The 14,086-nt window shown below is 71.6% G+C and carries 14 protein-coding genes and 1 riboswitch; of the genes, 7 read left to right on the forward strand and 7 right to left on the reverse strand.

Annotated elements, in window-relative coordinates; all coding sequences use genetic code 11:
• Positions 1–364 precede the first annotated feature (364 nt).
• Together ADL15_RS34440 and ADL15_RS34445 are read right to left on the reverse strand one after the other, a co-directional pair.
• Positions 365–1,405, reverse strand: coding sequence for a LacI family DNA-binding transcriptional regulator (locus tag ADL15_RS34440; protein WP_067699905.1), 1,041 nt, complete (start codon positions 1,403–1,405; stop codon positions 365–367).
• 201 nt (positions 1,406–1,606) lie between these two features.
• A complete protein-coding gene (locus tag ADL15_RS34445; RefSeq protein ID WP_067699908.1) occupies positions 1,607–1,984 on the reverse strand; it encodes a nuclear transport factor 2 family protein in 378 nt (125 codons plus the stop codon).
• Between the two features lie 73 nt (positions 1,985–2,057).
• Here ADL15_RS34445 and ADL15_RS34450 point away from each other — a divergent pair, with 73 nt between their 5' ends.
• Positions 2,058–2,576, forward strand: coding sequence for a hypothetical protein (locus tag ADL15_RS34450; RefSeq protein ID WP_157441791.1), 519 nt, complete (start codon positions 2,058–2,060; stop codon positions 2,574–2,576).
• Between the two features lie 78 nt (positions 2,577–2,654).
• On the opposite strand, the gene ADL15_RS34455 is transcribed toward ADL15_RS34450, so the two are convergent.
• Both ADL15_RS34455 and ADL15_RS34460 read right to left on the reverse strand, forming a co-directional pair.
• The gene (locus ADL15_RS34455; protein ID WP_067699913.1) at positions 2,655–3,116 is read right to left on the reverse strand and encodes a hypothetical protein; all 462 of its coding nucleotides are present in this window, start codon (positions 3,114–3,116) and stop codon (positions 2,655–2,657) included.
• Positions 3,117–3,196: 80 nt separating this feature from the next.
• On the reverse strand, positions 3,197–3,766 hold the full coding sequence (locus ADL15_RS34460) for a hypothetical protein (RefSeq protein WP_067699916.1): 570 nt from the start codon (positions 3,764–3,766) through the stop codon (positions 3,197–3,199).
• Between the two features lie 448 nt (positions 3,767–4,214).
• Here ADL15_RS34460 and ADL15_RS54600 point away from each other — a divergent pair, with 448 nt between their 5' ends.
• The 5 genes from ADL15_RS54600 (at position 4,215) to sigJ (ending at position 10,179) form a co-directional block, all read left to right on the forward strand.
• Positions 4,215–5,552, forward strand: coding sequence for a glutamate-cysteine ligase family protein (locus tag ADL15_RS54600; RefSeq protein WP_232344733.1), 1,338 nt, complete (start codon positions 4,215–4,217; stop codon positions 5,550–5,552).
• Between the two features lie 337 nt (positions 5,553–5,889).
• A complete protein-coding gene (locus ADL15_RS34475; RefSeq protein ID WP_083972153.1) occupies positions 5,890–7,092 on the forward strand; it encodes an esterase-like activity of phytase family protein in 1,203 nt (400 codons plus the stop codon).
• A gap of 102 nt (positions 7,093–7,194) precedes the next feature.
• Positions 7,195–8,109 (forward strand): DUF4190 domain-containing protein, encoded by a 915-nt coding sequence (locus ADL15_RS34480; protein ID WP_067699918.1) that lies wholly within the window; start codon positions 7,195–7,197, stop codon positions 8,107–8,109.
• A gap of 73 nt (positions 8,110–8,182) precedes the next feature.
• Positions 8,183–9,325, forward strand: coding sequence for an NAD(P)/FAD-dependent oxidoreductase (locus tag ADL15_RS34485; protein WP_067699920.1), 1,143 nt, complete (start codon positions 8,183–8,185; stop codon positions 9,323–9,325).
• Positions 9,313–10,179 (forward strand): RNA polymerase sigma factor SigJ, encoded by an 867-nt coding sequence (gene sigJ / locus ADL15_RS34490; RefSeq protein WP_067699929.1) that lies wholly within the window; start codon positions 9,313–9,315, stop codon positions 10,177–10,179. The genes ADL15_RS34485 and sigJ overlap by 13 nt, the downstream gene beginning before the upstream one ends.
• A gap of 21 nt (positions 10,180–10,200) precedes the next feature.
• On the opposite strand, the gene ADL15_RS34495 is transcribed toward sigJ, so the two are convergent.
• Both ADL15_RS34495 and ADL15_RS34500 read right to left on the reverse strand, forming a co-directional pair.
• A complete protein-coding gene (locus tag ADL15_RS34495) occupies positions 10,201–10,827 on the reverse strand; it encodes a PilZ domain-containing protein (protein ID WP_067699933.1) in 627 nt (208 codons plus the stop codon).
• Positions 10,828–10,921: 94 nt separating this feature from the next.
• Positions 10,922–11,803 carry a TIGR03560 family F420-dependent LLM class oxidoreductase gene (locus ADL15_RS34500; RefSeq protein WP_067699942.1) on the reverse strand — a complete coding sequence of 294 codons (882 nt, stop codon included), beginning with the start codon at positions 11,801–11,803 and terminating at the stop codon, positions 10,922–10,924.
• A gap of 129 nt (positions 11,804–11,932) precedes the next feature.
• Here ADL15_RS34500 and ADL15_RS34505 point away from each other — a divergent pair, with 129 nt between their 5' ends.
• Positions 11,933–12,448: a GNAT family N-acetyltransferase gene (locus ADL15_RS34505; RefSeq protein WP_067699945.1), complete on the forward strand. Its 516-nt coding sequence runs from the start codon at positions 11,933–11,935 to the stop codon at positions 12,446–12,448.
• A 46-nt stretch (positions 12,449–12,494) separates the two neighbouring features.
• Here the strand turns inward: ADL15_RS34505 and ADL15_RS34510 are convergent, their stop codons facing one another.
• Positions 12,495–13,127: a GNAT family N-acetyltransferase gene (locus tag ADL15_RS34510; RefSeq protein ID WP_232344734.1), complete on the reverse strand. Its 633-nt coding sequence runs from the start codon at positions 13,125–13,127 to the stop codon at positions 12,495–12,497.
• A gap of 11 nt (positions 13,128–13,138) precedes the next feature.
• Positions 13,139–13,254: riboswitch (SAM riboswitch) on the reverse strand.
• Positions 13,255–14,086 lie beyond the last annotated feature (832 nt).

Here is a 14,086-nt window from a genome sequence, read left to right on the forward strand (position 1 = left end):
CCCGATCAATCCAGACTCACCCCCAGCCCAGCATTCCCCTCGACCCGGCTCGAACACCGAACGCGAAGCAGCTGGCACCAGCGGCTGCCTCAACCCACCCGAAACAGCCATCACCACCAGCCGAAGCCCGATGGCTGGCGCTAGCGGCTGCCTGAACACCGTTCAAACAACCGCCACCACCAGCCGGCCGGCGCTCAGAGGTGCCTCAACAGCACCGAGACACCCCTCACCACCAGCCAAAGACCAGCGGCTGGCGGCAGGAGGTGCCTCAACGGCACCGAGACACCTCTCACGACCAGCCGAGGACCGGTGGCTGGGGCTGGGAGGTGCGTCGGCGGGTTCGAGGCGACCGCGGGGCCGAGAGTCAGCGGCGGACGATGCCGGTGGAAGAGCGGGCGACCAGGGCCGGGACGAAGGTTGCCTGTTCGTGGACGTGGTCCGGGTTGGTGGCCTCGTCGAGCACCAGGCGGGCGGCGGTGCGGCCCAGCTCCTGGCGGGGCTGGCGGACCGAGGTCAGCGGGACCGCGGCGGCCGCGGCGAAGTCGATGTCGTCGAAGCCGACGATGGCCAGGTCGTCCGGGACGCGCAGGCCGGCGGTCACCGCGTGCTGCAGCAGGCCCAGGGCGAGCAGGTCGTTGGCGCAGAACGCCGCGGTCGGGCGGCGGCGGGACGGCAGGCCGGCCAGGCGTTCGCCGGCGGAGCGGCCCTCGCTGACGGTGAGCGCCTCGGTGGGCAGGTGGATCAGGTCCTCGGCGGGGCGGCCGAACTCCGCCCACACCTCGCGGGCGCCCTGGAAACGCTCGCGGACCTGGCCGATGCTGTCCGGGCCGCCGACAAACGCCACCCGCTCGTGTCCGCGATCGATCAGGTGCTCGACCGCGATCCGGCCGCCCAGCACGTCGTCGACCGCGACCGAGCAGTGGTCTCCGGCGGTGCTGAGCCGGTCGACCATCACGAACGGGATGCCACGCTGGGCGATCTCGGCCAGATGCGGGGCGTCCGGGTCGACCGGGGTGATCAGGATGCCCTGGACCCGCTGCTGGACGAGGCGGTCGAGGTGCTTGGACTCCCGCTCGGCGCGGCCGCCGCTGTTGCAGACGAACAGCGAGAGGTCGGCGGCGTCCGCGGCGTTCTCGATGCCCTCGGCCACGTCCTGGAAGAACGGGTTGCCGCCGTCGAGCATCACGTAGGCAAGCGCGCGACTGGTGCCGGCGCGCAGCTGGCGCGCCGACTCGTTGCGGACGAAGCCCAGCTCGGCCATCGCCCGCTCGACCCGCTCGCGGGTGCCGGTGCTGACCACGGCCGGCCGGTTGAGCACGTTGGACACCGTGCCGAGGGAGACGCCGGCGGCTGCCGCGACGTCCTTGACCGACGGCGCGCGGCCGTTGCGCGACTGCTGAGCCAACCCCGTGCCCCCTCACTTGAACGGTGGATTGAAACGCATTCTAGGGGTGAACGCTCCCACCCGGTCACGTCAGCATCGCACCGTGAATGAAACATTTCAACCAGTCATCGTGTGCGACAAAGTCGAGCGAGGCCCGTCACGCGGTGTATCGAGTTGTATACCAGAGGTACCGCACCGCTTACGGCCATCGATCGGTCCGGATCAGAGGACAGCGATGTGCGCGGCCACGATCCGCCAACCCCATTCTTTTTGGTACGCCCATGTCCGCGTGTATCGCAGCCGGGCCCGGAACGGCGCGCCGCCGAGCGTGCCCGTGACGTCGCACACCACGAACGTGACCCCGGTGGTGTCCACCACCAGCGAGTCCAGGCTCACCTGGGTCAGCTCGTCGATCACCGAGGTGCCGGCCCGGTACGCGTCCAGGTCGTCGTTCTTGCCGAGCGTGGCGCCGTCCGGACCGATCGCCACCAGCCGGTCGTCCAGCAGCCGATCCAGCTCGTCGACGTCGCCGGCCCGCTGCGCGTGCTGCAGACGCTGCTCCGCGGCCAGCAGCTCGCCGCTCAGATCCCGATCAGTCATCCGCCCAGGATAGGAAGGTCCGCGCCGGTCCCCTGGTGGACCCTCTCAGGAACGTCGGCTACCGTCCGTGCCCGTGATGCGTTCCCGGATCGTTCCCGCCGTTCTGCTCTGCGCCGCCCTGGCAGGCCTCGCCGCCTGCGACGATGCGGACACCGAGGCCGGCTCGGCACCGAGTGCCGCACCGAGCGCCGTGGCATCGGCCGGCACCGCTTCAGCACCGGCCGCGACCAGTGGCGCGGCTTCCGCACCGGCCGGCGCTGCCCCGGCGAACGACAAAGCGCTCTGCGAGATGCTCAACAAGACCGCCTCGACCATGAAGAACACCATCGCGAACGGGCAGAAGGCCGACGGTCACGTGGAGCCGGCCGACGTGCAGAACGCCTTCGCCACGTTCCACAAGGCGGTCGACGAGGCGCTGCTGTTCGCCGCCGACAGCAAGGTGACGAGCGCGGCCCGGGCGGTCGCCGACGAGGTCTCCAAGGCCGCCGCCGACCCGGACCCGATCGGCACCGCCGCGGACTCCGGCTTCGAGAAGCTCAGCACCGACCTGACCACGGCCTGCCAGTCGGTCGGCGTCACCATCAACTTCTGACCCCACCGGGGGCCGAACGGGCGTCGCGTGTGAAGTTCGGGTGCGGAGCGCGCCACGACGTCACACACCCGGGTGAGGTCAGTGGGGTTCGGTGGCGGAGCCCAGCAGGTGGGCGACCGGGGCTATGCCGACACCCTCGACGACGGCGCGGGGGTCGTCGGGTGAGGCCTCCGGGTCGAGGGACTGGGCGCTCAGCGAGGCCATCGAGTAGAGGTAGAAGCCGGCGCGGAACATGTAACCGATGTCGTAGCGCTCGGCCCGGTGACCGAGAGCGGTCAGCTCGGCGAGCACGTCGTCCATGAAGCGATAGGTCAGCTGGACGCCGTCGAGCGTGGCCTCCTCGCCGCCCTCGCCGGAATAGCCCAGCTCGACCACCTCGACGGTGTCGCCGTCGTAGTCGACGACGAGCATCGGCTCGGTGGCGTAGACCGAGCGGGCCGAGATGCCGGGGTGCACCGGCGGGCCCAGCCTGGACTCCACCACGTCTCGGGTCTCGCCGACCTTCACCAAACCAACGCCCTCGCCGGGCAGAATCTCCATGCCTCGAATCCTGCCAGTACCCACCGACATTTTCCCGGTTCAGGAACGACACTGTGGACGATCGGAGGACCGCTCACGGGTCAGTGCAGGACGGTCGCCAGGCCGGGCCGCAGGTGCCGGGGGCCCGCGACGCGGCGCAGCGGGGTGAGCGCGGCCAGGATGACCAGGGCCGCGAACGGGAGCAGGTCCAGGTCGACGGTGATCGCGGCGATGCCCGCGCCGAACAGCAGCGGGGTCCAGACCGGGAGGCGGCGGGCGGCGACCAGCAGGCCGAAGAGCACCAGTACGCCGAGGGGGAACAGCATCGGGCCGGCCATCTCGAGCGCGTCCGGGAGCGGGGCGGCCGTCCGGAACCCGGCGGAGAGGTCACCGGCGATCACCCAGAGGAAGCAGGCAACGCCGGCCAGGGCGGCGACGGTGGCCACCGTGGCGAGCCGGTGACCGGACGGCGGGACCAGCCCGCGCAGGCCCGCCACGAGGAACCCGAACAGCACCATGCCGGCGAAGAAGGCCAGGTGGCCGAGATTCCAGAGCGGGCCGGAGCCGCGGTGGCCGTCGAGGCCGTCGGCGAAGCGCAGGATCCCGTAGAGCAGCAGCAGCGCGGGGGCGGCGAGCGCGGCCCGGCGGACGGTGACCAGGTTCGATGACATGAGCTGACGCTATGGCCGCGGGATGGCCCGGGAGGACCGGCGGTTTCCCGGAGAGCGCCCTGATTCCGCTCTCGGGGGTCCGGGCCATGACCCCTAAGGCTTCCTAGGAGGCTATCCCGCTGACTGCGAGACAGGGAGGCGAGGGAAGCGAGGAGAGGGAGGCGACTAGGGGGCGGATTCGACTTGGCGGCGCTATTCCTATCGGACAGATAGGAATGCTATGCTCGTTGGCACGGCGACCGGTAGGCCGGGAGCAGCGGAGACGTCCTAGGGCGCGCCGACCGCTCCCGGCTCCGGCTCGCCGGAAGCTGCCCGGCGGACCGATGGATCGGCCCGCGGACGGCCGGTGGGCGACGCCGGGCGAAAAGCTGGCCGGCAATCGTTCATCGACGGACGACGGACGACGATCAGGAAGCTCCACCCCCTCGGACGCAAGCGGAGGCATCGCGTGACCACCCTGACCGAGCAGGCTGCTGAGGAGTTCCTAGCGGCGCGGGCTTTTGATCCCGGGATGCCGGGATTCGTCGGGGTGGCGGTGGATCTGCTCCTGGATCCGGCCTGTGTGCCCGCCGGCCGGCGCGCGCTGCGGCACGGGTTCCTGGACGCGCGGTCACCCCGGGTCGCCGTGGTCAGCGGTCCCCCGTCGCCGGGCCTCGACGTCGCGCTCCGCCGGATGTCCGACGATCTCGCGGCGGCCGGGCGGGTGATGGACGGGTACGGGCTCACCGTGCTGCCGGTCGCGGCCGACACCGCCAACCCGGACGGGCCGGCGCACGTCTCCGACAGCACCACCGCCGGGATCCGGGTCGGTCTGGAGGCCGGGCTGGACGGCGGGGGGCCGCTCGGTTTGGCACGGCGGTGGGTGCTCGCGCACACGCTCGCGCCGGTGCTGGCCGCCGCGTTCGCGAACGCGCCGCTGCGGGACGGGCGGCCGAGCGGGTGGCGCAGCGTGCGGCAGGCGTTGCGCCGCGACCTCCCGGTCCTGCCGGACCCGGACCGCAGTGCCGGCGCAGGGCAAGCGGGCACGGGGCAGGAAAGCGCCGGGTATCAGCCCGGCGCGGTCGGCCCCCGACACGGTGGCAACGAGGGACAGCACGGAAGCAGCAGGGAACGGGGCAGCGGCACCGACGGCCGGGACGAAAACGGCGCGGGACGGGGCAGCGGCACCGACGGGCGGGACGGGAGCGGCGGGGGACGGCACGGGAGCGGGACGGGTGGGTGGCTTCCGGGGCCTCGGGTGCCGGACAGTCCCGCGGAGGTGCTGGAGCCGAGGCGGGTGGTGGATCCGCGCTTGGTGTGGGCCGCCTATGTGCTGGACTCCCCCACCGTCACCGGGCGCAGCCTGCGGGACCGGCTGCGCGGCGGTGCCCGGCTGACCGAGGCCGATCTGGAACGCCACCTGCTGAGCCTGCACCCGCCGGTGGCCGCCCGCGGGCACCTGGAGATCGACGTCGCCGATCGGCAGCCCGGCGACGGGTGGCGGGTTCCGGCCGCGGTGGTCACCGCGCTGCTCGACGACCCGCGGGCCGCCGAGGAGGCGTACGCGGCGACCGCGCACCTGGCCGGCGAGCCGCGGCTGTGGGAACGCGCGGCCCGGGACGCGCTCACCGATCCGGTTCTCGCCGACGCGGCGCGGGCCTGCTTCCTGGCCGCCTACGCGTCGCTGGCCCGCAACGGCGCGACCCGGGAGCTGCGCGACGCGGTGGCCGACTTCACCGAGACCTACGTGCACCGGGGCCGCTGCCCCGCCGACGATCTGCTGGACCGCGCCACCGGCCGGGTGTGATCAACCGCCGACCGCGCAGAGCCCGCCCTCCCTGGGGGCTCCCCCTTGGACAGTGTGGCGGGGAGGGGGTGGGGGTGATGGGTGGCCTGTGGACTGCGGCTGGCTGTGGAAACGGCTCTCCCGCTCGGCGGCGGCGCCACCAGGGGTTTCCGTGCCCACCCACGGACGTCGCCCCGGAGGGCTCCGCGTTCTGGACGCGCCGGCGGCCAGCGGAGCCCGCAGGGGTCCCGGCGGGAGCGGCGATCTGCACCCCGGCGGACGCACGACATCATGAATTTGAATGTGAACGTGGTTGATGTCGCTGGTGGTTCATCCGGTGTGCCTACCGTCCGGCCCCATGGGAAAGATCGTCAATCGCACGTTCGCCGGCGCCGGTGCGCTGGTGCTCGCCATGGCCCTGACCGGCACCTCGTCCTACGCGGGCGGCCACCCGAAGGTCAGCACGCCGACGCTGACCGGCTGGGCCTCGCTGCCGGCCGGCACGTTCGTCCCCGGCAGCGAGCCCTCCGGCGCGCTGGCCACCGGTGACCTGCACGGGTTCACCGCGCCGTTCGCGGACCAGCCGGTGCAGGGTTTCTCCGGCATCGTCGACAACCACGACGGCACCTACGACGTGCTCTCCGACAACGGGTACGGCAACCAGGCCAACTCCGCCGACTTCCTGCTGCGGATCCAGCGGCTCGCCCCGGCCTTCGCCACCGGCACGGTCGACGTGGTCGGCGGGATCAACCTGACCGACCCGAACGGCAAGGTGCCGTGGCAGCTGACCCGCACCGACCGGGTGCTGACCGGCGCGGACTTCGACGTGGAGTCGATCGTCAAGGCGAAGGACGGCAAGTTCTGGCTCGGTGACGAGTTCGGCCCCTACCTGCTGCACGCCGACCGGGCCGGACGGCTGCTCACCGCGCCGATCCCGCTCGACGGCGTGATCGCGCCGGAGACCGCGACCCGCACCGGCGTCCCGGCGACCACCGGCAGCAGCAAGGGCTTCGAAGGCCTGGCCTCCTCGCCGGGCGGGCGGTACGTCTACGGCCTGCTCGAGGGCACCGTCGCCGGCGACACCCCGGGGCAGCTGCGGCTCAACGAGTTCGACACCCGCGCCCAGAAGTACACCGGCAAGCGGTACGCCTACCGGCTGGAGTCGACGGCCAACGCGATCGGTGACGCCATCGCGGTGGACGACAACCGGTTCCTGATCATCGAGCGGGACGGCGGGCAGGGCGCGACCGCCGTGGTCAAGCGGCTCTACCTGGCCGACAAGCGGGACCGCAACCACGACGGCCTGCTGGACAAGACCCTGCTGGTCGACCTGATGAACGTCGCGAACCCGAAGAAGCTCGCCGGGTTCGGCACCACGTTCACCTTCCCCTTCCAGACCATCGAGGACGTCGTGATCCTGGACGACACCCACCTCGCGGTGCTGAACGACAACAACTTCCCGTTCTCCAGCGGCCGCACCCCGGGCCAGGCGGACAACAACGAGTGGATCACCATCGAGCTGCCGCGGTCGCTGCGCGCGGACAAGCGGCTGCTGAAGTGATCGGCCGCTGGGGCCGGCCGAACGCCGGTCCCAGCAGGGTCGATACCCAATCTTCACCGTCGTGATCCCGGGGATGATCCGTTCGTGGGTTAGCGTCCCGGCGTGAACGAGGAAATCCCCGGACAGCCGAACCAGGCGCCCGGTCTGTCACCCATTCCGCAGCAGCCGGACCCGCTGGCCGGGTATCAGCCGGGCAGTGATCCGACGGCGGCGTTCGGTGCACCGCCGACGACGCCGATGTACAACGCCGCGCCCAGCTATGCCGCGCCCAGCTATGAAGTGCCGGCGCCGACGCCGCCCCCTCCCTACGGCGGCTACCCCCAGCAGCCCTACCCCGGCCAGGCGTATCCGCAGCCCGGCTACCCCGGCCAGCCCTACCCGATGTACGGGCAGCAGCCCGACTCCGGCCGGACCAACGGGTTCGCCATCGCGTCGCTGATCTTCGGCATCCTCGGTGGCCTGCTCGGCATCGTCTTCGGCCTGATCGCCCTGGGCCAGATCCCGAAGCGCGGCGACCGCGGCAAGGGCCTGGCGATCGCCGGGCTGAGCCTGTCGATCGCCTGGATCGTGCTGATCGTCGGCATCGTCGCGGTCGGCAACGCCGTCGACAACGGCAAGGACACCTCGACGACGACCGCGACCCGGCCGACCGCCGTGACGACCGAGCCGGCCGACGTACGGACCGACAAGCTCGCGCCCGGCGACTGCATCGCCACGCTCACCGACTCCGAGACGGTCTACGACCTGCCGGTGGTGGCCTGCACCCAGTCGCACGAGGGTGAGGTCTACACCGTCTTCACGATGGCGGACGGCAGCTTCCCGGGTGAGGCGAAGGTCGAGGCCGAGGCGGAGAAGCGCTGCGACCGGTCGATCGAGCCGTACGCGATCGGGAAGTTCGCCGACGCCGAGATCTACTACGTCTACCCGTCCGACCGGTCCTGGGCCGTGGACCGCAGCGTCACCTGCATCGCCGTCGCCCCCGAGGGTGGCAAGTGGACCGGCTCCATGATCAAGTGATCTAGGTCACTGCGGCTCACGCCGGCGTCGTCCTGTCCGTCCCCCGGTAAACACCGAGGAGAGGGACAGGACGATGACCAAGGAAGCCAAGAGGATCGTGGTGCTCGGTGCCGGTTACGCCGGCATGCTGACGGTGACCGCGCTGGCCGGGCGGGCCCGCCGCCGGGACGACGTGTCGATCACCGTCGTGAACGCCGGCGAGCGGTTCACCGAGCGGCTCCGGCTGCACCAGGTCGCCACCGGTCAGCAACTCGCCGAGCTGAATCTGCGGGAGTTGCTGGCCGGCTCGAAGGCCGAGTTCCAGCAGGGCTGGGTGACCGGCATCGATCCGGTCGGGCGGACGGTCCGGATCGACGACGAGCGGGAGATCGGGTACGACACGCTGGTCTACGCGCTGGGAGCGAGCGCGGACACCGGGGCGGTGCCGGGCGCAGCGGAGAACGCGTACAGCCTGGACGACGCGGAGTCGTTCGCGCGCCGCCTGGCCGAGATGAGCCGCGGCAACGTGGTGATCTGCGGCAGCGGCCTGACCGGCATCGAGGCCGCCACCGAGATCGCCGAACGCTTCCCGCACCTCGCGGTCACCCTGCTCGGCCGCGAGCGACCCGGCGCCATGCTCGGCCCGCAGGCCAGGGCCTACCTGGACGCCGCCCTGCGCCGGCTCGGGGTGACCGTCCGGCTCGGCGAGATCGTCAAGGTGCGCGCCGACGGTGTCGACCTGGCCGGCGGCGGGACCGCGCCGGCCGATGCCGTGCTCTGGACCAGCGGGGTGCGGGTGTCACCGCTGGCCGCCGCCGCCGGATTGACCACCGACGGTCACGGCCGCATCGTCACCGACGGTGCGCTGCGGTCGGTGTCACACCCTGAGGTGTACGCGGTGGGCGACGCCGCCGCGATCCGCCAGAAGTACGGCCTCATGCACGGCACCTGTCAGAGCGGGATGCCCACCGGCGCGCACACCGCCCAGCAGATCGTCCGGCAGCTGGACGGGAAACCGGTCAGGCGCTTCCGCTTCGGCTACCTGCACGTGCCGATCAGCCTGGGCCGGCACGACGCGGTGATCCAGTTCGTGCACGGCGACGAGTCCCCGGCGCGGGCGCGGCTGACCGGGCGGGCCGCGGTCTGGTACAAGGAGACGGTGAGCTCCGCGCCGTGGCCGACGTTCCGCCGCACCCTGCGGTTCCCCCGCCACACCATGCTGGGATGGCGCCGGTGACCGTTTTCGACGAGTACCGGAGCCTGCTGTTCTCGGTCGCGTACCGGCTGCTCGGCAGCGCCGCCGACGCCGAGGACGCGGTGCAGGACACCTGGCTGCGCTGGTCGGCGGCGGACCGGTCCCAGGTCGCCGACCCGAAGGCGTACCTGGTGCGGATCGTGTCGAACCTGGCGATGGACCGGCTCCGGTCGGCGCGGCACGAAACGTACGTCGGGCCGTGGCTGCCCGAACCCGTGCTGACCACCGGCGAGACGCCGGACGTGGCGCCCGCGCTGCTGCTCGTGCTGGAGAACCTGACACCGCTGGAGCGGGCGGTCTTCGTGCTGAAGGAGGCGTTCGCGTTCACCTATCAGGAGATCGCGGACGCCATGGACCGGACACCGGAGGCCGTGCGGCAGGCCGCGCACCGGGCGCGCGAGCACGTACGGGAGAACCGCCCTCGTTTCCCGGCGGACCGTGACCGGCAGCGGGCGGTGACCGAACGCTTCTTCGCCGCCGCGGCGGGCGGGGACATCAACACGCTGATGGAGCTGCTCGCGCCGGACGTGGCGCTGTGGACCGACGGCGGCGGCAAGGTCCGCCAGGCGATGCGCCCGGTGACCGGCGCCGCACGGGTCGCGGCGTGGCTGGCCGGGGTCGGCGGCCGGCCCTACGAGGGGGTGCAAATCGACCAGATGTCGGCCGTCGTGGCCGAGCTGAACGGCAGCCCCGGCCTGGTGATCAGCGGCGCCGGGCGGGTGCTCGGCACCATCACGCTGGACCTGGACGCTCAGGGGCGGGTCACCGCGATCCTCAACACCGCCAACCCGGACAAACTCGCGTCGGTCCAGGCCGGGGTGGTCAGACAGTTGTGAACGGTCCCGCCCCCGCCGCGGTCACGCTTCCATGCTCGCCCGGCGGCGCTCGCCGATCTCCCAGGCCATCACGTACTGCCGGATCATCTGGGCGAGCGGGTCGACGGTCTTGAAGATCAGCACCACGTCCAGGCCGGCGCCGTCCTCGGACGGACGGACCGCGTACACCTTGCCGGAGACCTCGGTCTCGCCGTTGCCGAGCCAGACCAGGGCGCGCATCGTGTCGCCCTCCTTGATCTGCTTGTTCTCGGCGACCCAGAACCGCAGGCCGCCCTCGCTGATGTCCAGCATCCGGCCCTGCAGGTACTGCGGGCCCCACTCGCCGAACAGGCGCAGCGGCGCGCCGCCACCACCCCGGGCGTACTCACGGCGGTTGCTGATCTCCGGTTCCGCGGTGGAGAACAGGTTCCAGCGGTACGGCGCGGAGTCGGTGACACTCTTCAACAGGACCGGCATCACCACCCGGGTGCGCGGCGGCACCCAGAACACCTCGAACTCGTAGCCGGGCAGGAAACCCTCCGGCCCGCTGGTCTCCAGCGGAGCGGCCACGCTGAAGGTGTTCTCGTCGACCGACTCCAACCGGGAGCGGAAGTTCACGCCCTCCCCGAGGGACAGGAAAATCGGGGTTCCGATCTCGGGCAGCTCCATCAGTGTCCGGCCTTTCGTGTCGCCTCGGCCCGCACCGTGCGGGTCGCGCCCTGATTAGTCGGCGGCGGCCGAGGCGACATAAGAAGTCAGGCCGTCATCTGTTGACCAGCTCCAGGATCGTGTCCATGGCCTTGAGCTTCTCCGCGCCGGCACCGAGGAACCCGTCCGGGATGATCAGCTCGTCCAGGCCCACCGAGCGGTACTCCGCGAACGCGTCGGCCAGCTTCTCCGGACTGCCGCCGATGACCGGCACCGGCAGGCCCTCCGGCAGCGGGCCGTCCACCACGGTGAGCGCCTGCGCGGTGCGGGCGATCGACTTCGGGTCGCGGCCGCGCTCGGCGCAGAACCGGTCCAGGACCGCGGACTTGTGCGCGATCAGCTCGGGCAGGCCCCAGGTGTTCCACAGGTCGGCGTACTCGGCGACGACACCGAGCATCCGCTTCTCACCACCGCCGCCGATCATGATGGGCAGCGGGTCCTGCACCGGCTTCGGCTCGCTGATCGCGTCGGTGAGCCGGTAGTACTCGCCGTCCAGAGTGGTCGTGGGCTGCCGGAGCAGTCCGTGCAGCACCCGCAGCGCCTCGACGAACCGGTCCAGCCGCTGCTTCACGGCGGGCAGCTCGATGCCGTACTGCTCGTGCTCGTTGATCTGCCAGCCGGCGCCGACACCGAGCGTGAACCGGCCGCCGGTGATCCGGTCGACGGTGGCCGCCATGTTGGCCAGCACGGCCGGGTGCCGGTAGGTGTTGCCGTACACCAGCGTCCCGATCCGCACCCGCTCGGTCACCGCGCCGAGCGCCGCGACAAGCGAGCCGGCCTCCAGGGTCGGCTGATGCGGATCACGGCCGGGGCCGTCGTTGGGCATGAAGTGATCGGCGATCCACACGCCGTCCCAGCCGGTCTGCTCCGCGTGACGGGCCGCGGCGAGGATGTCGGCCCAAGGTTGCCCGGCGCCCGGCCAGATCGAGATTCGCATAACCCAAAACCTATCTGGTACGACCTGGGCACAGCCCCCGCCGGACACCGCGAGGTGATCCCGCTCGAGATCGCTGCGCGACCGCCGGGGTGGTGCGTCGGGTCGAGGTCACCCCGTACCGTCCAGGGTGTGATCTCGCAGCTCACCGTCACCGAACCGGCGCTCCTGGCGGCCGCCACCGACCTGGTCAACCTCGTCTACCGGGAGTCGGAGAAGGGGTTGTGGGTGGACGGCGCCGAGCGGACCAGCCTGGCCGAGGTGACCGCGTTGGCCAAGGCCGGGGAGTTGGCCTGGGACGAGCGGGACGGGCAGCTCGCGGGGGTGGTCCGGGTACGCCGGACGGGCGGCGGGGTGGGCGAGTTCGGGATGCTGGCGGCTTCTCCGTCGCTGCGGGGGAACGGCATCGGGGGTGGGCTGATCCGGTGGGCCGAGTCGTACTGCCGGTCCCGGGGCGACACCACGATGCGCTTGGAGTTGCTGGTGCCGCGGGAGTGGGTGCTGGAGTCCAAGGAGTTCCTGCACTCGTGGTATTCACGGCTCGGGTATCGGGTCGAGCGGGTCGGTCAGCTGGAGGAGCACTATCCGCAGTTGGCGCCGCTGCTGGCCGGCCCGGCGGACTACCGGCTCTACACGAAGCCGCTGTAGCGCGAGGCTGGGGTCTGCCGCCAGCGGGGGCTGGGGTGCGTCGGGGTCAGGGGGTGGTGAGGCGGGCTTTCAGGCGGGCCCGGCAGTGGGGCCATTCGGAGGCCAGGAGCGAGTACATCGCGGAGTCGCGCAGGCGGCCCTCCTCGCCGGGAGCCCAGGACTTCGACCAGGAGCGGAGGACGCCTTCGAAATGGGCGCCGACCCGCTCGATCGCGGCGCGGGAGCGGAGGTTGCGGGCATCGGTCTTCAGGTCGACCCGGGCGGCGTTCCACTGTTCGAAGGCGTGCTGAAACAGCAGGTACTTGGCCTCGGTGTTGATACCGGACCCCTGCGCCGACGCGGCCAGCCAGGTGAAACCGATCTCGACGGCGCACAGCTCGTCCCGGTCCGGCCAGGGCCGCGGGTCCCAGAGCCCGGTCACGCCGACGGCCCGGCCGGTGGCCGTCTCGACCTGCGCGTACGGCTTCAACACACCCGCCTCGGCCCGCGCGAGCTGCGCATCGAGATATCCGTCGATCTCCTCGGCGGCCGGCACCCAGGTGTACCGGTACGACCCGCGATCCTCCTCGGCGGCGACGGCCAGGTCGGCGGCGTGCCGCTCGGCGAGGGGCTCGAGGCGGACCAGACGTCCCTCGAGGGTCGGTGCGTCGAGGTTCTTGAGCAGGTTGTTGAGCAGCACAGCACGGCTCCTTTCGCGGCTTGCCCAGCGCACCGCGCGCCGGGCCCGGTCATCACCCGGGGCACCCCACCCACGAACGGAGGGTTGCCGGCCAGCAAGCCGGGGCTCAATGCTGGCGCTCATGACCTGCCATCACCCTAACAATCCGGTCCTACTTGAACCCCGCCGAGCCGGTCCGGTGTGGTGGCGCGGTCACCGCGAGGCCAGTGCCCCGGCCCGGGGCGCGGCGCGGCCGGGCTCGGCGCGGCGGGGCTCAGCGCCGCAGGGCGGGGCACTGGCCCCGCGGGGCGCGGCCGGGGCTCGGCGCGGCGCGGCGCGGCGCGGCGCGGCGCGGCGCGGCGGTAGGAGCATGCAACTCGGCGGTCGGAGGGCGGTAGAAGCACGCGCTCGACGCTGGAAGGGCGGCAGGAGCACGCGCTCGGCGCTGACAGGGCGGTAGGAACACGCGATCGGTCGAGTTCGAGGCGGCAGCAGCACGCAATGCCAGATCGCGTGCGGCCACCGCCCTCATGGGGGCGGCAACTGCACGCGTTCCCACATCGCGGATGCCCACCGCCCGCCCCGACCGGCCACACGCACTTGACCAGCCATCGCTTATCCGTTCCTACCGCCCTCGATGCCCGTCGAGGCGCCGTCACCATCCGGGACGGGCCGCAGGCGAACGTCACCGCAGGGTTCAGCCGCAGCGACCGAGCTCACGGCCAACTCGCGATGTTTCCACAGGTAAACGCACTCCCAGCGAGACCAGCAATGCTCCCGAACGGGCGCAAAACCACTACGCGTGTGAAGTTTGGGCGCGCTCCGCACCAAAACTCCACACACAAGACCGCACCAGCCGCTACGTGGGGACTTTCGGCGCACTCCGCACCAAAACTCCACACACAAGACCACAACAGCCGCTACGTGGGGACTTTCGGCGCGCTCCGCACCAAAACTCCACACACAAGACCACAACAGCC

The sequence above is a fragment of the Actinoplanes awajinensis subsp. mycoplanecinus genome, from assembly GCF_001509495.1.
GTDB classification, from domain to species: domain Bacteria; phylum Actinomycetota; class Actinomycetes; order Mycobacteriales; family Micromonosporaceae; genus Actinoplanes; species Actinoplanes palleronii.